General features: G+C 68.4%; 14 protein-coding genes. 3 read left to right on the top strand and 11 right to left on the bottom strand.

Features of this window, described 5'->3' with window-relative positions; all coding sequences use genetic code 11:
- Nucleotides 1–3: 3 nt before the first annotated feature.
- Together BLV63_RS07335 and BLV63_RS07330 are read right to left on the bottom strand one after the other, a co-directional pair.
- Nucleotides 4–1,122, bottom strand: coding sequence for a glycosyltransferase (locus BLV63_RS07335; RefSeq protein WP_066211055.1), 1,119 nt, complete (start codon nucleotides 1,120–1,122; stop codon nucleotides 4–6).
- Nucleotides 1,123–1,186: 64 nt separating this feature from the next.
- Complete coding sequence (locus BLV63_RS07330; protein WP_139244661.1) at nucleotides 1,187–2,293, bottom strand: glycosyltransferase family 2 protein; 1,107 nt, start codon at nucleotides 2,291–2,293, stop codon at nucleotides 1,187–1,189.
- Between the two features lie 51 nt (nucleotides 2,294–2,344).
- Here BLV63_RS07330 and BLV63_RS07325 point away from each other — a divergent pair, with 51 nt between their 5' ends.
- Together BLV63_RS07325 and wecB are read left to right on the top strand one after the other, a co-directional pair.
- Complete coding sequence (locus BLV63_RS07325) at nucleotides 2,345–3,499, top strand: glycosyltransferase family A protein (protein WP_066211059.1); 1,155 nt, start codon at nucleotides 2,345–2,347, stop codon at nucleotides 3,497–3,499.
- Between the two features lie 49 nt (nucleotides 3,500–3,548).
- Nucleotides 3,549–4,616, top strand: coding sequence for a non-hydrolyzing UDP-N-acetylglucosamine 2-epimerase (wecB, locus tag BLV63_RS07320; protein WP_066211061.1), 1,068 nt, complete (start codon nucleotides 3,549–3,551; stop codon nucleotides 4,614–4,616).
- 99 nt (nucleotides 4,617–4,715) lie between these two features.
- Here wecB and BLV63_RS07315 read toward each other — a convergent pair whose 3' ends face one another.
- The 9 genes from BLV63_RS07315 to glf form a co-directional block, all read right to left on the bottom strand.
- Nucleotides 4,716–5,879: a glycosyltransferase family 4 protein gene (locus BLV63_RS07315; RefSeq protein WP_066211063.1), complete on the bottom strand. Its 1,164-nt coding sequence runs from the start codon at nucleotides 5,877–5,879 to the stop codon at nucleotides 4,716–4,718.
- Complete coding sequence (locus tag BLV63_RS07310; RefSeq protein ID WP_066211065.1) at nucleotides 5,879–6,871, bottom strand: Gfo/Idh/MocA family protein; 993 nt, start codon at nucleotides 6,869–6,871, stop codon at nucleotides 5,879–5,881. Before BLV63_RS07310 ends, BLV63_RS07315 begins: the two co-directional genes overlap by 1 nt.
- A 3-nt stretch (nucleotides 6,872–6,874) precedes the next feature.
- Nucleotides 6,875–7,966, bottom strand: a complete 1,092-nt coding sequence (locus BLV63_RS07305; protein WP_066211066.1) for a DegT/DnrJ/EryC1/StrS family aminotransferase — start codon at nucleotides 7,964–7,966, stop codon at nucleotides 6,875–6,877.
- Nucleotides 7,963–8,562, bottom strand: coding sequence for an N-acetyltransferase (locus BLV63_RS07300; protein ID WP_066211068.1), 600 nt, complete (start codon nucleotides 8,560–8,562; stop codon nucleotides 7,963–7,965). Before BLV63_RS07300 ends, BLV63_RS07305 begins: the two co-directional genes overlap by 4 nt.
- A gap of 18 nt (nucleotides 8,563–8,580) precedes the next feature.
- Complete coding sequence (locus BLV63_RS07295) at nucleotides 8,581–9,870, bottom strand: nucleotide sugar dehydrogenase (RefSeq protein ID WP_066211070.1); 1,290 nt, start codon at nucleotides 9,868–9,870, stop codon at nucleotides 8,581–8,583.
- A gap of 111 nt (nucleotides 9,871–9,981) precedes the next feature.
- Nucleotides 9,982–10,728, bottom strand: a complete 747-nt coding sequence (locus tag BLV63_RS07290; RefSeq protein ID WP_066211072.1) for an ABC transporter ATP-binding protein — start codon at nucleotides 10,726–10,728, stop codon at nucleotides 9,982–9,984.
- A 3-nt stretch (nucleotides 10,729–10,731) separates the two neighbouring features.
- Entirely contained in the window at nucleotides 10,732–11,595 is an 864-nt protein-coding gene (locus tag BLV63_RS07285) for an ABC transporter permease (RefSeq protein ID WP_066211074.1), read from the bottom strand.
- The gene (locus BLV63_RS07280) at nucleotides 11,592–13,580 is read right to left on the bottom strand and encodes a glycosyltransferase (RefSeq protein WP_066211076.1); all 1,989 of its coding nucleotides are present in this window, start codon (nucleotides 13,578–13,580) and stop codon (nucleotides 11,592–11,594) included. The genes BLV63_RS07285 and BLV63_RS07280 overlap by 4 nt, the downstream gene beginning before the upstream one ends.
- Nucleotides 13,577–14,764 (bottom strand): UDP-galactopyranose mutase, encoded by a 1,188-nt coding sequence (glf, locus tag BLV63_RS07275; RefSeq protein ID WP_066211078.1) that lies wholly within the window; start codon nucleotides 14,762–14,764, stop codon nucleotides 13,577–13,579. Before glf ends, BLV63_RS07280 begins: the two co-directional genes overlap by 4 nt.
- Before the next feature lie 166 nt (nucleotides 14,765–14,930).
- Here glf and BLV63_RS07270 point away from each other — a divergent pair, with 166 nt between their 5' ends.
- Nucleotides 14,931–18,920, top strand: a complete 3,990-nt coding sequence (locus BLV63_RS07270; protein ID WP_169795496.1) for an FHA domain-containing protein — start codon at nucleotides 14,931–14,933, stop codon at nucleotides 18,918–18,920.
- Nucleotides 18,921–19,168: the final 248 nt, after the last annotated feature.

The following is a 19,168-nucleotide window of genomic DNA, read 5'->3' as shown; positions in this document are numbered from 1 at the left end:
GGTCTAGGCTCGGGCGACGGCGGCGGCGTAGCTCTCCTGGAAGAGCTCGCCGACGGCCTCGGGTGAGAACCGCTGACGGATGGGCGTCGCGATGTCCTCCGCGGGCACCTCCGCGAACGCGTCCTTCGCCTCGAGGATGGCCCGTCCGAGTGCCTCCGGGGTGGCGTCGTCGACCAGCCGGCTGTTCTGGGGTCCCGCGTAATCGGAGAACCCGCCGACGCGGGTCGCCACGACGGCCCTGCCGGCGGCGAGCGCCTCCGCCGCGGAGGTGAAGAAGTTCTCCTGCGCGGTGGGCAGGAAGAACAGATCGGCATCCGAGAGCTGCTCCGCCACTTCGGCGGGACGGACCGACCCGGCGAACCGCACCTGCTCCTCCAGGCCCAGCGAGGAGACCAGCGCCTCGCATTCGGCGCGCTGGGGCCCGTCGCCCACCCAGTTCAGCTCCGCGGCGAAGCCCTGATCGCGCAGCCAGCCGACGGTCTCGATGGCGGTCAGCGGCCTTTTGCGCGGGATGAGACCCCCGACGGCCACCAGTTTCAGAGGGCTGCCGTATTCCGCGGGCCGCACCTCGGCGGGTCCTTCGACCACACACGGGACCACGACGGCGGCGTCCGGCCGGGCGAAGCGCTGCATCTCCCGCGCCAGCTGACCGGTGACCCCGGTGACCACGTGCGGAAGGCGCAGGACGGCGCGCAGGCCGGACAGCTTCTCCCAGAGCGGCGAGACGCTGGCCGGGTTGACCACCCCGTTCCAGTGCTCGGTGTGGACCCACGGCGTGGTGCGGCCGGTCAGAGTGCGCCCGCTCCAGGGGGCCATCGCCACCAGGATGGACGAGAACGCCATCGTGTGCACCACGTCAGCCCACCGCAGTTCGCGGGCGACCGTCCGGGCGGTCCGGAGCAGACTGAGGGGGCGCCGCGGATCCGCGTTGGTCCGGAGGACCGGAGTGCCTTCCCAGAGGCCGTCGCGGTCCCCCGCCGCCGGCGCGCTCCCCAGCCGTGCGTGGATGACACGGACATCGTGTCCCTGCCGCCGGATGGCGTCCACATGCTCGGCGTTGAAAGGCGCCTCGGTGGGCTTGTCCGCGCTGGGGTACCAGGTGGCGACTACCAGGATCTTCATGGGTTCCTCGGGTGACTGGAGAACGGGCCGGAGGTGGTCCGGGCGTGCGGGGCGATGAGCGGGGTCAGAGAAGAGCGGAGGCGCTCATGAATCTCAGCGGGGCCTCCCGGTGGAACACCTGGGAGAGACTGCGCGGCACCAAGGCCCGCGGATGGCTGAACTTCCTCCGGGCCTCGGACAGTCGGGCCATGACCTCGGAACGTTCCTCGCCGCGGGCCACCGCATCCAGAAGCGCGCGGTCGGCCAGCGACAGGGGCCTGGCGGCCCGCGGTGCGGCGAACAGCAGGATCCTGGCGGCCACGGCGGCCTCGGCGGCGTCCGCCGCGGTCCACGTCCCCGCCTGCGCACGGAGCCAGACGTGGCCGAAGAGGTGGACCCTGATCAGCTTGGTGACGAGCGCCTCCCCGGACCTCGCGGGAAGCCCGAGGAACCAGTCGGTCTGCACCAGGTCCGTGGCGAAGGCGAGGTCCTCCGTGATCGACCGGGGCGTGTGCGTGACCCGCAACCGCGCGTCGTCGTGCACCAGATAGCGCGGCAGGCCGCGCCCGTAACTGATCCGCGCGCCCGAGAACCACAGGCGGGCCGAGAAGCTCTGGTCCTCGCCGGTGGCGTACTTCGTGGGGAATTCGAGTCCGAGACCTCGGACGACGGCCAGGCGGAGCACCCCGAGCGGCGCGGTCCGGTAGCTCAGGCGGTCCGCCACGGGATCGAGATCCCGGTGTCTGCCACGTCGCACGACCGGGGTGCGGACAGGCCCTCCCCCGGCATGGGCCATCGGCGCGATGAGGGCGTCGGCGCCGTCGGCTTCGGCGGCGTCGACCCAGGCCGCCAGCGCGCCCGGCTCCACCGTGTCGTCACTCCCCATGATGCCGACCCAGGTCGCATCGGCTTCGGCGATCCCTCGGTTGAAAGGCCCGGCAGGGCTGCGGATGCCGTCCTGGTGGGAGACGAACCGGACCTGGGAGCGGTGTTCCGGGCTGACCTGTTCTTCGATCTCCCGGGGATCCGCATTGTGGCAGACCACCGTGATCCGCAGACGTCCCGGTTCCTGAGCGTCCACGGGAAGTCCGCCCTCGATCAGCGAGGCGACGGCCCGGCCCACCGGCCGGTCCGGGGTGTGCACCGCGATCACCATGTCGAGCAGGACGGGAGCGGGGGATCGGTTTTCCACCCAGTAAGGTTATCGCGGGAACCCCTAACCGGTGCAGGAGCTCACTCAGCCATGAACCAATCCATCGACGTCGTCATCCCCGTCCACGACATCCGGAGGCCCGCCGCCCGCGCCGTCCGCTCGGTCCTGGACCAGCGCAGCGCCCTCCTCGCGCTCGGCGTGGACCTCCGCGTGATGCTCGTCTGGCACAACCTCGGCGACGAGGACGTCGCCCGGGCCGCGAAGGCGCTGCCCGGCGGCGACGGCTTGCGGCAGGAGGTCCTCCGCGACGGCCTGCACTCGGCCGCGGGTCCCCGGAACTGGGCGCTGGACCACAGCGATGCCACGTTCCTGTGCTTCCTGGACTCGGACGATCACCTCGAGCCGGGTTCTCTGGCGGCCTGGTGGACCTGCGCGGAGGACGAGCGTGCCGCGGCGGTGATCGCGCCGCTGCGCACTCCATCGGGCGCCATCCTCCGGTCTCCCCGCATCCGCCCGTCGGCCCCGCGGACCCTCGACGCCCTGAAGGACGGGCTCGTCTACCGCAGTGTCCCCTACGGTCTGCTCCGCCGGTCGGCACTGGAGTTCGTCGGTTACCGCTATGAGGAAGGCCTCCGCACCGGCGAGGACCTCTCCACCACCCTCAAGCTCTGGTTCCGTTCTGGCACCATCTGCTACCCGTACGGCGCCCCGGCCTACCACCAGACCGACGATTCCGGCGAGGGACGCGTCACGAGCACGGTCCTGCCGATCGGCGAGGAGTTCCGCTGGCTCGAGGCTCTGCTCGAAGATCCCTGGCTCAAGGACGCCACCCGTGCCGAACGCCGGGCGATCGCCCTGAAGGTGCTCCGCGTCCACGGCGTCGGGGCGCTCCTGCGCCGGACGGCGGGCACGGAATCCGACGCCGGGAACACCGAACGGCTCTGGAACGCGGAGGAACAGCGCCACTGGACGGAGCTGCTGAAGCGTCTGGAGTCCTTCGCCCACGGTCTGCCGCCGGCGTTGAGCCGACGGGACGCCGCCCTGGTCCGCGAAGCCTGCGACGCCGGCGACCTCGCCTCCCTCCGCGCCGCGGCGGACCGCCATGCCCGTGCCGGCCGCGCCGGCGAACTGCTGCCCCTCCGGCTCTCCGCGGTCCTCTCCCGTGACGCGGTCCTGACCCATTACGTCCTGGAGAAGCTCCGTACCCGGCAGGGGATCTTCAGGGCTCCTGAGCCGCACGCCTGAGAGGCCCACCGGCTCGGGCCGGGCGGGATTCCCTTATAGACTCGTGTCCATGCGTATTCTCAGTGTCGTCGGCGCGCGACCCCAATTCGTCAAACTCGCACCCATCGCCAAAGCCCTGGAGGGCAAGGCGGATCACGTGATCGTCCACACCGGACAGCACTACGACGAATTGATGAGCGACGTCTTCTTCCGCGATCTGGGCATCCCCCAGCCCGACCACAATCTGGCGGTCGGCTCCGGCAAGCACGGCGAGCAGACCGGGGCGATGCTCGCCGGTCTCGAGCGCGTCTTCGAAGAGGAGAAGCCCGACGTCGTGCTCGTCTACGGCGACACGAACTCGACCCTCGCGGCGGCACTCGCCGCGGTGAAGATCCACATCCCCGTGGCCCACCTGGAGTCCGGCCTGCGGTCCTTCAACCGCCGCATGCCCGAGGAGCACAACCGGGTCCTGACGGACCATGCCTCCGATCTGCTCCTCGCCCCCACCCAGGTCGCGATGGACCACCTGGCCACCGAAGGCCTGAGCGGGAAGTCCATCCTGGTGGGAGACGTCATGACGGACGTGCTGTACGCCGTCCGCGATCGCCTGGCCACCGAGCCCGCTCCGCTCCCCCACGGTCTGGAGGACGGCGGCTACTACGTGTGCACCATCCACCGCCCGGACAACACCGACAGCCCCGAGCGGCTCTCCGCGATCATCGAATCGCTCGCCGGCCTCGACAAGCCTGTGCTGCTTCTCGCCCACCCGCGGCTCCGGGCCCTGGCCGACAAGCACGGCATCGATCTCGCGGCGGGCTCCCTCGTCCCGAACGAGCCCCTGGCCTACCCGCAGCTCGTGGACGCCGTCTCCCGCAGCGCGGGCGTGGTCACCGACTCCGGCGGGCTCCAGAAGGAGGCCTTCCTCCTCCGCGTCCCGTGCACGACGATCCGCCCTGAAACCGAGTGGGTCGAGACCGTCGACCTCGGCTGGAACGTCCTGGTCGATCAGGACCTGAGCATTCTGGCCTCCACCGTCCAGCGTCCCGCGCCGGCCCCGACGGACGCCGCGCCGTATGGCGACGGCCAGGCCGCCGCCCGCACCGCCCAGGCACTCCTGGACACCTTCGGCGGCGAGTGACACCCACCCCTGACGACAGACGACGGCGGCGGGACACCTGATGGTGTCCCGCCGCCGTCGTCTGTTCTGCCGGGAGGTTCCCCGGAAAGGGTCGCTGCGTCAGCCCGCGCCGTGGGCCGCCGTCCGGACGACCGCGGCGGCACGACGCCCCGCGGCCGCGAGCGAGGCGTTCTCCCGGACCCAGTCGACCCGGCCGTCGCGGCTCTGCGTCCCCCCGAAGGTCGGGTCGTCCAGCACCGCACGCATGGCTGAGGCCACCGCGTCCGGGGTGAAGTCGCTCGCCGCGCCGAGCCCGCCGTCGGACACGAGCACCGCGGCATCGCCGGTCCCGGCATAGAGGACGGGCGTGCCGCAGGCCGCCGCGGCGTAGATCTTGGTGGGCTTGGCGAAGTCGTAACCCTGGCCCGGCTTGATGCTCACGACCGCGGCAGCGGCGCCCCGGATCCAGCGGGCCGCCTCCTCTGCGGGGATGACCCCGCCGAAATGCACCCGGCCGGGGGCTTCGCGCTCCGCGAGGGCCTTGAGCGCCTCCTCATCGGAGCCCTGCCCGAAGAAGCGCAGCTCCACGTTCCCGGGCAGCTGCGCGAGGGCCTTGATGAAGATTCCGGCGTCCTGCCACTCGGACATGGTGCCCGTGTAGACGAAATAGGGCTTGGCGTTCTGATCGGCGACGGGGCCGTCCGGCACGAAGGTCGACATGTCGATGCCGTTGCCCACGGAGTGGATCCTGTCCCGGGGAACGCCGAAAGACGCCACTTGATCCGCGACGCCGTCCGAGACCGCGATCACGGCGCGCGCCCGGCGCAGCACGAATCCTTCGATCCCCCGGAGCGCCCTGTGCACCGGCCCGCCGACGTTCATCGCCTGCAGGGCGTCGCTCCAGATGTCCGCGGCGTAGTAGACGAAAGGACGCCGCCGCAGCAGGGAGCTCACCGCCACCACCAGTCCGGTGGTGGGCGGCGGCTCCGAGACCACCACGTCCGCCCGGCTGAGCAGCAGGCGGAAGAACAGCGGCACGTCGAAGCTCAGGTACTGCACATAGCCGCGGACATTGCCGCCGGCGTCCCGCAGGACGGGCCAGCGCCGCACCCGCACCGAATCCCGGCAGGGCCCGGCGGACCGCGGCGGCGTGGTGCTGAGGACCTCGACGTCCAGTCCGTCCTCCACCAGGCCGTCCGCCAGAGCCTGCAGCCGGAAGGCCGCGGCCCCGACCTCAGGAGTGAACAGCCTGGTGGCGATCAGGGTCTTCGTGGGCACTGACACTACGCGGAGAGCTCCACGGTGCTGCCCGTCGCGGCGGACTCCAGGCACGCCTCGGCCACGCGCAGCGTCGCCAGGCCCTCACGCATCGTGACCACATCGTTGCGGATGCCGAGGATGGCGTCGCGGAAGGCCTCGTGCTCGGTGCGCAGTGGCTCCGGCTTGGCGATGGCCAGGCGGGTCACATTGCCCTCGGACACGCCGCGGAAAGCCGCCATGGACTCCCACTGCGTGGCCACGGTGCCGTTCTCGAAGAACGTCAGATCAGCGGTCACGGTGTCGGCGACGAAGGCGCCCTTCTCGCCCGTGACGATGGTGATCCGCTCCTTCATGGGCGAAAGCCAGTTCACGAGGTGGTTGGTGATCACGCCGCCCTCGAGGCGGCCGGTCGCCACCACCATGTCCTCGTGCGGACGTCCGCTGCGAGTCGTGGTCTGCGCGTAGATCGTGGCGAACGGGCTCTGGGCGAGCCACGCCGTCAGATCGATGTCATGGGTGCCGAGATCCTTGACGACGCCGACGTCGGCGATGCGGGCCGGGAACGGGCCCTGGCGGCGCGTCGCGATCTGGTACACGTCGCCGAGCTCGCCGGCTTCGATCCGCGCCCGCAGCGACTGCAGGGCCGGGTTGAAGCGTTCGATGTGCCCGACGGCGCCGACAAGACCCTTCGCGTCGAAGGCCTCCACGAGACGCTCCCCCGCGGGGACGGAGGCCGCGATCGGCTTCTCCACGAGCGTGTGGACACCGGCCTCGGCGAGGGCGAGTCCCACCTCCTCATGCAGACCGGTCGGAACGGCCACCACGGCCATGTCGAGCCCCTGGGCGATGAGTTCCTCCACGGAGGACAGCAGCGGCACTCCCCCGGCCACGCCGTGGGGATCGCCGAAGGAGTCGGCGACGGCCACGAGGTCGACGCCGTCGATCTCCTTCAGCACGCGGGCGTGGTGACGCCCCATCATGCCGAGGCCGATCAGGCCTGCGCGCAGATTCGCCATGGCTCAGGCACCTGCCTTGACGAGCGTGTTCACCGCGGTGACGATGCGCTCCAGGTCGTCCTGGCTGAGGGACGGGTGCACCGGGAGGGACAGCACCTCGAGGGCCGCAGTCTCCGTGTTGGGCAGGTCCTCCGTGCGGTTGAAGGACGGCAGCCGGTGGTTCGGGACCGGGTAGTAGACGCCGGAACCGATGTTGTGCTCCTCACGGAGGGCCTTGGCCAGGCCGTCGCGGTCTTCGGGGACGCGGATCGTGTACTGGTGGTAGACGTGCACGGCGCCGTCGGCGACCTTGGGGGTGCCCACGCCTTCGAGGTTCGCGTCGAGGAACGCGGCGTTCGACTGGCGCTGCGCGGTCCAGCCTTCCACCTTGGTCAGCTGCACGCGGCCGATCGCGGCGTGCAGATCGGTCATGCGGGCGTTGAAGCCCACGAGCTCGTTCTCGTACTGCTTCTCCATGCCCTGGTTCCGGAGGAGACGCAGGCGGCGCTCGACGTCGGCGTCCGGCGTGGAGACCATGCCGCCTTCACCGCTGGTCATGTTCTTCGTCGGGTAGAGGCTGAACATGGCGAAGGTGCCGAAGGTGCCGACCTTGCGGCCGTTCAGGCTGGCGCCGTGCGCCTGGGCGGCGTCCTCGTAAAGGTCGATGCCGCGCTCCTCGGCCAGCTTGGCGAAGGCCTCCGCGGCGAAGGGGTGACCGTACAGGTGCACCGGAAGGATGCCCTTGGTCTTGTCCGTGATGAGGGAGGCCACGTGATCCACGTCCAGCGTGTAGTGGTCCAGCTCGATGTCGGCGAAGACGGGGGTGGCGCCGGTCAGGGCGACCGAGTTGCCCGTGGCGGCGAAGGTGAAGGACGGCACGATGACCTCATCGCCCGGGCCCACTCCGGCGGCCAGGAGGCCGAGGTGCAGGCCCGAGGTGCCGGAGTTCACGGCCACGGAGGCGCGGCCGTCCAGCAGGACGTCGGAGAACTCCTTCTCGAAGGCAGCCACCTCCTTGCCCTGGGCCAGCATGCCCGACGCGAGGACGGCGTCGACGGCTGCGCGCTCCTCGTCCCCGATGATCGGCTTGGCTGCCGGGATGAATTCCGTGCTCATGCGTTGTCCTCGACTTCCGAAAGAGTGTTTCCGTTTTCGCGGTACTGCTGACCCGTGGCCGGGCAGACCCAGTACTCGCCGTCCTGCTTCAGGGGCTCGCCGGCCTTGCCGACCCAGCCGACCCGGCGTGCCGGGACGCCCACCATGAGCGCGAACGCCGGGACGTCCTTGGCCACCACGGCGCCCGCTGCCACGGTCGCCCAGCGGCCGATGGTGACGGGGGCGACGCAGACCGCACGGGCGCCGATGGACGCGCCGTCCTCGATGGTCACGCCCACCGGGGTCCAGTCATGTGCGCTCTTGAGCGAGCCGTCGGGGCTCACGGACCGCGGGTAGGTGTCGTTGGTCAGCACGACGGCCGGCCCGATGAAGACACCCTTGCCGAGCTTCGCCGGCTCGTAGACGAGGGCGTAGTTCTGGATCTTCGTGTTGTCGCCGATCTGGACCCCGGTGCCGACGTAGGCGCCACGGCCGACGATGCAGTTCTCACCGAGAGTGGCTTCCTCACGGATCTGGGCGAGGTGCCAGACCTTGGTCCCTTCGCCCAGGACCGCGGCGTCGGAGACGTCCGCTCCGGGCGCGATGAATGCGCTCATGACTGTTCCCTTCCGGCCTCAGGCCTTGCCGATGACCCGGTAGGTCACGCCCGGCCACTGCTCCGCGCTGCTGACCCGGCGGCCGTCGACGAAGACCTTGATGCCGGGCAGCGCCTCGGGCGTCAGCTCTCGGTATTCGGCGTGGTCGGCCTGGACGACGGCCGCGTCCACGGGCTCGCCCAGGTGATGTGCCGTGAAGCCGAGCTTCTCCAGCTCGGCGTCGGTGTACAGGGGGTCGTGCACGGTGACGGTGGCCCCGCGGGCCTCGAGCGAGCGCACGGCGTCGAACACGCCCGAGAACGCGGTCTCCTTCACGCCACCACGGTAGGCGGCGCCGAGCACGACGACGCGGGCGCCGCTCAGGTCGCCATAGGCGCCTTCCAGCAGGCCCACGGTGTAGTCGGGCATGTCGGCGTTGGCGGCACGAGCCGCACGCACGACGGTCGCCTCCGGGTCGTTCCAGAGGTACAGGCGCGGGTACACCGGGATGCAGTGGCCGCCGACGGCGATGCCGGGCATGTGGATGTGGCTGTACGGCTGAGAGTTGGACGCCTCGATGACCTGGTAGACGTCGATGCCCTGGGATCCGGCGAAACGGGCGAACTGGTTGGCGAGCCCGATGTTGACGTCGCGGTACGTGGTCTCGGCGAGCTTCGCGAGTTCGGAGGCCTCGGCGGAGCCCAGGTCCCAGACGCCGTTGGGGCGCTTGAGGTCGGGGCGCTCGTCGAAGTCGAGCACGGCTTCGTAGAATTCGACCGCCTGGCGGGCGCCTTCCTCGCTCAGTCCACCGACGAGCTTGGGGTACTTGCGGAGGTCCTCGAAGACGCGGCCCGTGAGGACACGCTCCGGGGAGAAGACCAGGTGGAAGTCCTTGCCCTCCACCAGACCGGAACCGGCTTCCAGGGCCGGCTTCCAGCGGGTGCGGGTGGTGCCGACGGGCAGGGTCGTCTCATAGGAGACCAGGGTTCCCGGGGTGAGGTGCTTGGCCAGTTCCGCCGTCGCAGCGTCCATCCAGCCGAAGTCGGGACGGGCCTCGGAGTCGACGAACAGCGGGACCACGAGGACGATCGCGTCGGCGCCGGGGACGGCCTCCGCGTAGCTGGTGGTCGCCTTCAGCTTGCCTGCGGGCACCAGTTCGGAGAGCTTCTCCTGAAGGTGGGCCTCACCGGGGAACGGTTCCTGCCCCTGGTTGATCAGGTCCACCACGGTCTGGTTCACGTCGACGCCGACCACCTCGTGGCCCTTCGACGCGAACTGGACGGCAAGCGGGAGCCCGATCTTGCCCAGGGCGATGACTGCAATTTTCACGTGTCGGTGATCCTCATCTTCTACCCGCCAGGTCAGGATCTGACCGGCGTCGTCTTCTTCATGTCCAAGAATAGCCAAGCGGCTGGTGTCGCGGAGCGCATGTCGGCAACATCAGCGATTCTCACGGCTGCGCAGGAGTTCGACCACGTCGTGGCTCGGGCCGTCCATCACGAGGTTGCCGTGTTCCAGCAGCACGCCCCGGCGGCAGATCCTCTGCACCAGGTCCAGATCGTGACTCACCACGACGAGCGTCTTCCCGGCATTGACCAGTTCCTCGATCTTGGTGAGGCACTTGCGCTGGAAGGGCTCGTCGCCCACCGCCAGGATCTCGTCCACGAGGAACACCTCGGGGTCGGTGTGCACCGCCACCGAGAAGGCCAGCCGCAGGTACATGCCGGAGGAGTAGAACTTCACCTCGGTGTCGATGAACTGCTCGATCTCGGCGAATTCGACGATCGAGTCGAACCGTTCCGTGATCTGCTCCTCGGTCATCCCCAGGATGGCGCCGTTGAGGAAGACGTTGTCCCGGCCCGAGAGGTCCGGGTGGAAGCCCGCGCCGACCTCGATCAGACCGGCCACCCGGCCCCGGGTCCGCACCGTGCCCTCGTCCGGCGTCATGACACCGGAGATGTGCTTCAGCAGCGTCGACTTGCCGGACCCGTTCAGGCCGAGCAGCGCGACGCTCTCGCCCTGACGGATCTCCAGGTTGATGTCCTTGAGAGCGTGGAACTTGCTGGAGAGATCACCCTTCCGGCCCTTGAACAGCCAGACGATGGCCTCCTTGATGGAGCGGGAATGCCTCAGCACGAACTGCTTGCTGATGCCCCGGACCTCGACGGCGATCGGAGATTCGTTCACGGTCTACAACTCCTGGGCGAAACGGGATTCGAGCTTGCGGAACGTCCACTGGCCCAGCAGCATCACGAGTGCCGAGACCACGAGGCCGACAGGCAGCCAGAGGCTCAGCAGGTGGTCGGGAGCGGCAGGCGCCCGGCCGTCCGTCGTCGGCATCCAGAACGCATAGTGGAAGAGTTCGACGGCGATCGTCAGCGGGTTGCACTGATAGACCGTGTACCAGGTGCTGCCGAAAGCGTTGCGCACCATGGTCCACTGGTACATCACGGGCGAGGCCCAGGTGGCGACCATGAGGAACAGGTCGACGATGTTCTCCACATCTCGGAAGAACACGTTGACCGCGCTGAAGAACAGTCCCAGACCGATGGCGAACATCGCCACGACCAGGAATCCGCCCACCATCGCGATGGCGCTGTGCCAGTCGGGCTTCCACCCGGTCGCGAAACAGGCGATCAGAAGCACCGCGAGCTGGGGCACGAAGTGCACCCCGGAGACCCAGACGGAACTGACCGGGAACAGCTCCCGCGGGAGGTAGATCTTCTTGATCAGGCCCGAGTTGCTGACGATCGAGCGGGACGCGTTGCTCAGCGACTCCGAGAAGAAGTTCACCAGGACGATGCCGGAGAAGAGGTACACCGCATAGTTGTGCAGGCCCTTCTCCAGGCCGAGGAAGATCCCGAGCGCCACGTAGAACACGGCGAACTGCACACCGGGCTTCACATAGGACCACAGGAGCCCCAGGATCGAGCCGCGGTAGCGGATCTTCAGTTCCTTGCCCACCAGGAGCTTCAGGAGATACCGCTCCCTGAAGACGTCCCGGAGGCCACGTCCCAGGCCTGGCTGGACCAGGCCCGTCTCTGCCTGCGTCATTCAGCCCCCGGCTGCGTGTGCTTCTCGAAGGTCTTCCGCCAGGACTCGACGGAGGTCATCTCCGGCAGAGCCTTCTGGTAGACCTCGCGGAGGTTCTTCCACTCCTTGAGGAGCGACGCGTGACGGCGGCTCGAGCCGGCCAGGTAATTGCGGACCTTCTCCGGGCTGCGGCGGTACCAGGACGCGCCGGTGCCTTCCGCGTTGGAGACCACGGCGGAGTCGTACTGGGAGACCGTCCACCACTTGTTGTCCTGGTGGGCCACCTTGCTCTGCGGGTATTCCTTGCTGAGCTCGTTGACCGGGACGAACAGCTGACGGATCACGGTCTTGGCCGTCCACGGCAGCAGGGTCACCAGGTTCGGCTTGCTGAAGCCCCTGCCGTTCTTCGGGGGCTTGGCCATCTTGGGCGTCGGGAACGCCTCAGGGTCGCTCTTGAAGACCGTGTCCTGGTGCTGCGACAGCATCCCGCGGATCTCCGGCAACCGGGTGTTCAGCATCTCGTGGAGACGGTCCGGACCGGCCATGAGGTCGTCGAGGGCCCACTGGCGGCCTTCCACGGTCGCGTACTGCATGGACACGATGTGCTTGATGTCCGCGAACTGGGACTCCTTGAGCACTCGGCCGCCCAGCTCGTACGGGCTGTGCAGGAGCGCCGCGATGGCGCGGTTCCGGGCGTGGAAGTAGGCCTGCCAGCCGACCAGGTCGTCCTTGTCGATCCAGGAGACGTGCCAGACGGCGGAGCCGGGCAGGCTGACCGTGGCGTAACCGTTCGCCTTGGCACGCAGGCCGTACTCGGCGTCGTCCCACTTGATGAAGACCGGCAGGGAGAGACCGATCTCGCGGATCACGGACGTGGGGATGAGGCACATCCACCAGCCGTTGTAGTCGACGTCGACGCGGCGGTGCAGCCAGGGGGTCTGCCGCAGGTTGGAGGCCATGAAGTCGTGGCCCATCTGCATGTCCGGGTGCGGGGAGTCCGGCTGGAAGCGGTACGGGTTCACGACCTCGCCGAAGGTGTGCAGCACCGTGCGGTTGTAGAGGTCGAACATGTGACCGCCCACCAGGGTGGGCTTGCGGCAGAAGGCCGCGAAAGTCAGCAGGCGCGGGATGGACTCCGGCTCGACCACGATGTCGTCGTCCATGAGCAGCACGTAGTCGCTGCCGTTCTCGAGCGACTCGAACATGCCGCGGGCGAAACCGCCGGACCCGCCCAGGTTGTCCTGGTTGATGATGCGGAGACGGTCGCCGAGCTGCTCCTTGACCTCGTCGAACCCTGCGGCTTCCGAGACCTTCTGCGTGCCCTGATCGACGATCAGGATCTCCTTGACGTGGGTCAGCGCGTCTTCGTTCTGCGCGAGGAGACGCAGGTTGTTGATGCAGTAATCGGTCTTGTTGAGCGTCGTGATCTGCATCGTCACGGAACCGAGTTCCGGACCCCGCGTCGGGGTCCCCCACTCGGCGGACTTGAGGAGCAGCGCCTCGGAGCCGGCCACGAGGTCGAACCAGTACCAGCCGCCGTCGCCGAACGGGGCGAGGGTGAGATCGAAGATCGACTCCGCCGTCCCGGACACCCGCTGCGTGGCCACGCGCTGGAGCGAGCCCCTCGCATTGGACTTGTAGACGATCACGGTGCCGGTGCCGGAGGTGTGCACGCGGAGCTGCACGGCTTCCAGCGTGGTCCAGCGGCGCCAGTAGCTCGCGGCGAAAGCGTTGAAGTAGGTGCCGAAGGAGGCACGTTCGCCCTCACGGACCTTCGTCGAGGTACGGCTCAGGAAGTCCTCGGAGTGGACTTCGCGGGACGGAGCGCTCACGCCGACCCGCGGGGTGTCCGACTGCGCCGCGCCCGGGATCGTGGGGATGGAGCGTCCGATGGCGGACCCCATGTCGATGTACAGAGGAGCGGTGTCCATCTGCGTCACCTCGGGCAGGATCACCCGCTGGAGACAGGTCCACTCGTTCGCTGCTGCCGTCGTTTCGGAGCTCATGCGTCCACCCCACCGCTTTCCATCTTGGCGCCGTCCGCGAAAGCCGGACGGATCTTGTTCTCGAACATGGAAAGGGCGGAGCCGATGGCCATGTGCATGTCCAGGTACTTGTAGGTGCCGAGCCGGCCGCCGAACAGGACCATGTCCTCCGCGGCTGCGAGGTCGCGGTACTTGAGGAGCTTCTCGCGGTCCTCAGGAGTGTTGATCGGGTAGTACGGCTCGTCACCCTTGTCAGCGAAGCGCGAGAATTCGCGCATGATGACGGTCTTCTCCTCCTGGTAGCCGCGCTCCGGGTGGAAGTGGCGCGGCTCGATGATGCGGGTGTAAGCGACGTCCTCGTCGTTGTAGTTCACCACGCTCGTGCCCTGGAAGTCGCCCATCGGCAGGACTTCCTCTTCGAAGTCGATCGTGCGCCAGGACAGATCGCCCTCGACGTAGTCGAAGTAGCGGTCCACGGGACCGGTGTAGACCACGGGGATCCGGCCGACGACCTTGGACTTGGAGTACTCGTGCGAGTCGTCGAAGAAGTCCGTGTTCAGGCGAACCTCGATGTTCGGGTGCTCCGCCATCTTCTCGATCCACGCGGTGTAACCGTTGGTGGGCAGACCCTCGTACTTGTCGTTGAAGTACCGGTTGTCGTAGTTGTAGCGCACCGGGAGGCGGGAGATGATGCTCGCCGGCAGGTCCTTGGGATCCGTCTGCCACTGCTTGCCGGTGTAGTGCTTGATGAACGCCTCGTACAGAGGGCGGCCGATCAGCTGGATGCCCTTGTCGTTGAGGTTCTGGGGATCCGTGCCCGCGAGCTCGCCGGCCTGTTCCTGGATCAGGGCCTTGGCCTCACCCGGCGTCAGATTCGCCCGGAAGAACTGGTTGATCGTGGCGAGGTTGATCGGAAGGGAGTAGACCTCGCCCTTGTGCACGCCGTAGACCTTGTGCACGTAATCCGTGAAGGTGGTGAAGCGGTTGACGTACTCCCAGACCTTCTCATTGGAGGTGTGGAAGAGGTGTGCTCCGTAGCGGTGCACCTCGATCCCGGTCTGGGGCTCGGTCTCGCTGTACGCGTTGCCACCGATGTGATGACGCTTGTCCAGGACCACCACCTTGAGTCCCAGCTCGCGCGCGGCCCGTTCCGCGATGGTCAGACCAAAAAAGCCTGAACCGACAACAACCAGATCAGCGTTCACCAATTCTCCTGAACTACTCGGGGCGGAACGGCGCCCATGCACGGAGGAGCATGCGCCTGCTGAACTAGGGTACCCGAGTTTATGTACACAGGCCGGAGGCCCGGTTTGTCCACATAGCGAGACGAAGGGGTCTGTTCAAACGAAATCCATCCCTAGCGTTCTGGTGATGAAAGCTCTCAAGCCGCCGGTGATCCTGGAGTGCACGCTCGTGATGCACGACGGCGCACAGGCGCCTTCCGGGTTCGGCTCACGGCAGGTGGAACTCACCCTCGCCTGCGGTCCGGCTGCAAGCGGAAGGCACGTGTCCGCCGCGCTCGGTCGCCGCTATGGACCGGGTCCCTACACTGTCGCAGGCGAGCCCCTGGACGAGCTCTCCCCGGGCCGGAATCCACTCGTGACGGGTTGCGTCATCCTCGCGCCGTCCGTGCTGGGCGGCCAGGGAGGCCGCGATCCTGACGGCGCCGAGGCCCATCTCGATCTGGTGGTGCTCTCCGGCCCGGATGCGGGGTCCACTCTTCCCCTGCGACGTGGCGAGCATCACCTCGGACGGGGAGGTCCGCCGCTCCATCTCACCGATCCGAGCCTCTCGCGGAATCACGCGGTTCTCTCCGTGTCGCCCGACGCCATCCGGTGGACGGATCGTGGGAGCCTGCACGGCACCACTCTGGACGGCGTCGAGATCCGCGGCACCACGGACCTTTCGACGGAGGCCGTCCTCCGGTGCGGCGCGACCTCCTTCGCGATCAGACCGACAGCACTGTGGGAAGCGGATCTGGGCTCACTCGGGCAGCCGCCCGGACCGCCCCGCGAGGTTCCGGCGCCGCACCAGCACCAGAACCGGCTGGCGACGGCGCTGCTGTCAGCCGCCCCTCTGCTCGGTGGCGTGGCCCTGGCCTGGGGCTCGGGATCGTGGCAGTTCGCTCTGCTCTCCCTGCTGTCGTCAGTGCCGTTCCTGTATCCGGCCATCGCGGGGAACGGCGCCGCGCGCTCGTTCCGGGCGCAGCTGAGCCAGGCGGTCAGCGTGGACCGCGAGCGCCAGGAAAGCGCCTTCCCTCCCCTGGGAACACTGCTCCTCGCCCGTACGGCGTCCACGCCGCCGCAGCTCGGCTCGTCGCCGGCAGGTCAGGGAGGCGATCTGCGCCCCGGAGCCGATACCTCAAGTGGCTCTGCAGAGAGTGCACCTCGGATCCGGAACGCTTCGGAGGGGGGCCTCTGGCTGCGGCTCGGGACCGGGGACGCCGAGGCCGATGTGATCTGCCGGCCGGACTCGCCTCTCGCCGCTCGGGTGATCCGCACGTGGAATGCGTCTTCGGGAGAGGTCGGACAGGATCAGAGGAGTACTCGAGGTGAGGCGTGGGCGGGACGACATCGGGTCCGGCGAGCGCCGTCGCCCTCGGGACTCCACACGGAGGCTCGGCAGAGAAGGAAGGGGCCCTTCCAGGTACGTGCACCCTGGCGAACGCCGCGTCTCCCCCGGGTGCTCGGAGCCCGGCGCCCGGGTGGATCGCGAGGAACGTTCACAGGATCTTCCCCGCTGGTTCATCGGGATGCCCCGGTCAGCGTCCGGGCCGACCCCGGGCTCGTGGTCGTGGCCGACCCTTCCGACTACGTGGAATTCGTATGCGGCCTCATCGTCCAGCTCGTCCGGAGACCCGCCGGCAGTCGACCAGGAATCGTCCTGGTGGATCCCGGGAAGGTCCTGCCGTCGTCGCTCCGGTTCCTTCCCGGTGTCCGGTGGGCCGGAGAATGGACCGGGCTCTTTCCGGAGGGCGAGGACGCTGCGGAGACGACCGGTGTCGTCGTGGTCGGCGCGCCGGGATCCTCGCTCCCGAGTCAGTCCGGACGCCGGGTGACCTCCCCGGCCGTCACCTTTCTGCTGCACGGGTCGCCCGGCCACGGCGATCCGGCTGTCCGCGCGCCTCGGGGATTCGCCCTCGCAAAGGTCCACCGCACCGAGGGTTCGATCTCGTCTGTACGCGGCGTTCCCGGCGGGACGGCGCAGCGTGGCACCACGAATGAGCGGCGTCGGACCTTCATACCCGACTTCGTGTCGTCGGAGGTCCTGGATCGGTTCTGCCGAAGCTTTCGAGATCTCTCCCCCGACGAAGTTCCGGGAGCCGCCCAGGGGCACCCGGCCCTGGGCCGCAGGGTTCCTCTCGTCGCACTTGCTCCCAGCTCGCGCTCGATGATCCTGGATGCCTGGGGCGCTTCCTGCGGGTCAGGCTCCTTCCTGTTTCCCATCGGCGCCAAGGAGGCTGGGCCCGCCGGCCTGGACCTCGTCCAGGACGGCCCGCACTTCCTCGTGGCCGGAACCACCGGATCGGGGAAGTCGGAGCTTCTTCGTACCCTCGTTCTTTCCGCGTCCAGCCACCTGCCGCCGTCGGAGCTGGGATTCATCCTGGTCGACTTCAAAGGGGGCGCCGCGTTCGATGGGCTGAGCAGCCTGCCCCATGTGCACGGCGTGGTCACCGACCTCGGGCCGACCGAGCTGGACCGTGCCCTCATCTCGCTGAGGGCCGAGGTCACCTTCCGGGAACAACGCTTCCGAGAGTTGGGCGTCCCGGACTGGACCGGGTATCGGAGAGTCCGCCGGGCCCACGAACCACCACTCCCCCGGATCTGCCTGGTCATCGACGAATTCCGGATGATGATGGATCACGCACCGGACAGTCTCCGCGAGCTCGTCAGGCTCGCGAGTATCGGACGGTCTCTGGGCGTGCACCTGATCCTGGCCACCCAGCGACCGCAAGGAGCCGTCAGCGCCGACATCCGGGCGAACCTGGGTACGAGTATCGCTCTCAGGCTGCAGTCCGACCTCGACTCCCTCGACGTGATCGGCACAACTGCGGCTGCTGGAATCGCCTCGGACATCCCCGGCCGCGCCGTGGTGGCCCAAGGTGGCGTTCGGACGCTGATCCAGGTCGCCGACGTGGCGTCGGTGCCGGCACTGGGCGAAGACGAGGTGCACGTGGCCGACTGGCACGATCCGGGATCGAATCCAGAGGGAATCCGCGCGACCGGCCCCTTCGGAACAGCGGGGTCGTCCCAGGGGGTCCGGAACGACTCACACCTTGTGACGTGGTGTGAGGCGATCTCCTCGGCGTGGGACGCCTGGAGCGGCGGCCCCTTGCAGCATGACGACAGATCCCCTCGTGGACGGCTTGACGACTCGCGAGAGCCACGCGAGGGGGAAGACAGCCGAAGGCAGCACCGCCGAAGCTCCGGCGCCAGTCGTTCGCTGCCCTCACACCATCGGTCGCCCCAGCCGCGACGAGTTCTCGCGCCCTCTCTTCCCACCCGCTTCGATCCGGCGACGTACCCGGATCTCGGATCGGCCTCGAGCGACGATCGACCCGCTCTGGCGCTGGTAGACCTCCCCGCGTCCCAACGGCTGACGGTCCTGACCTGGTCGCGGGGCGAATCGGTGGGCCTGCTCGGGGCTCCCCAGGACCGGGCGACACTCACCGCGCACCTCCTCGGCGGAGTCCTGAGACACTCCTCTCTGCGCCTCACCTCCATCACCACGCACTCCCCCTCCGGCGCTACTGCCGCACGGCACGACACCCAGCGGGTCGCCCGGGCCCCTGCAAACGGCCACGAAGGGCCAGGCGGCCACGAGGTTCAGCACGATCAGGAAGTTCAGGACGGACCCAGCTCAGACTCGTTCGCGCAGGAGAACCGGGCCCGGATCATGCCGCACCGGCTCATCTCCGCCCGGGACACCGCTGGTCTCGCGGTGCTGGTCCGCGAGCTGCGCGATGGCCCATCCGGCGCCGGGTGGGAGCACGTCGTGCACCTCGAGTCCTGGGAGGCCACGCTCGCAGCGATACGGCACTCCGAGCACTACGGATTGGAGGGGGAACTGCTGGAACTGCTCCGCGACGGCGGGAACTCCGGGATCCGGTTCCTGCTGGGCGGCGACGAAGGTCTGGCCGCTTCAGGGGCCCTGGGAGCCCTGGATCATACGATCTATCTGCCGTCCACCAGGGCCGAGGACGATCTTCGGCTCTCCCGAGCGCTTGCCGCGCTCGACCCGTCCTCTCCCCGTGTGCTGATCAGAAGCTCACGATGGGGAACAGGTCTGCACCTTGCGCAGCCCGTCTCCAATACGCGCATCGGCACAACCCGGACCCATGATCCATCGCTCAGCCCCTGATGGGACGGAACCACGACCAGGACCCGTGGCCGGCCGATGGATGAACGGGCGGCCGATGAGAAGACAGCGGGCGAAGAGCCGGTCGATGAAAGGACAGTCAGAGAAATGCCCTTCAGTGAAGAGCCCGTGGATGAAAAACCGGTGGGTGAAAAGCAGCGAGTGAAGAGCTGCCGGCCAAGGCGTGAAGAAGGCGCCCGAGCGGCTTGCCATGCACTCAGTCCCGCCCCGAAGGCGACGTCAGGAGCTGA

It is taken from the genome of Arthrobacter woluwensis, from assembly GCF_900105345.1.
Taxonomy (GTDB): domain Bacteria; phylum Actinomycetota; class Actinomycetes; order Actinomycetales; family Micrococcaceae; genus Arthrobacter_E; species Arthrobacter_E woluwensis.
This window is presented reverse-complemented; position numbering and strand designations above follow the sequence as displayed.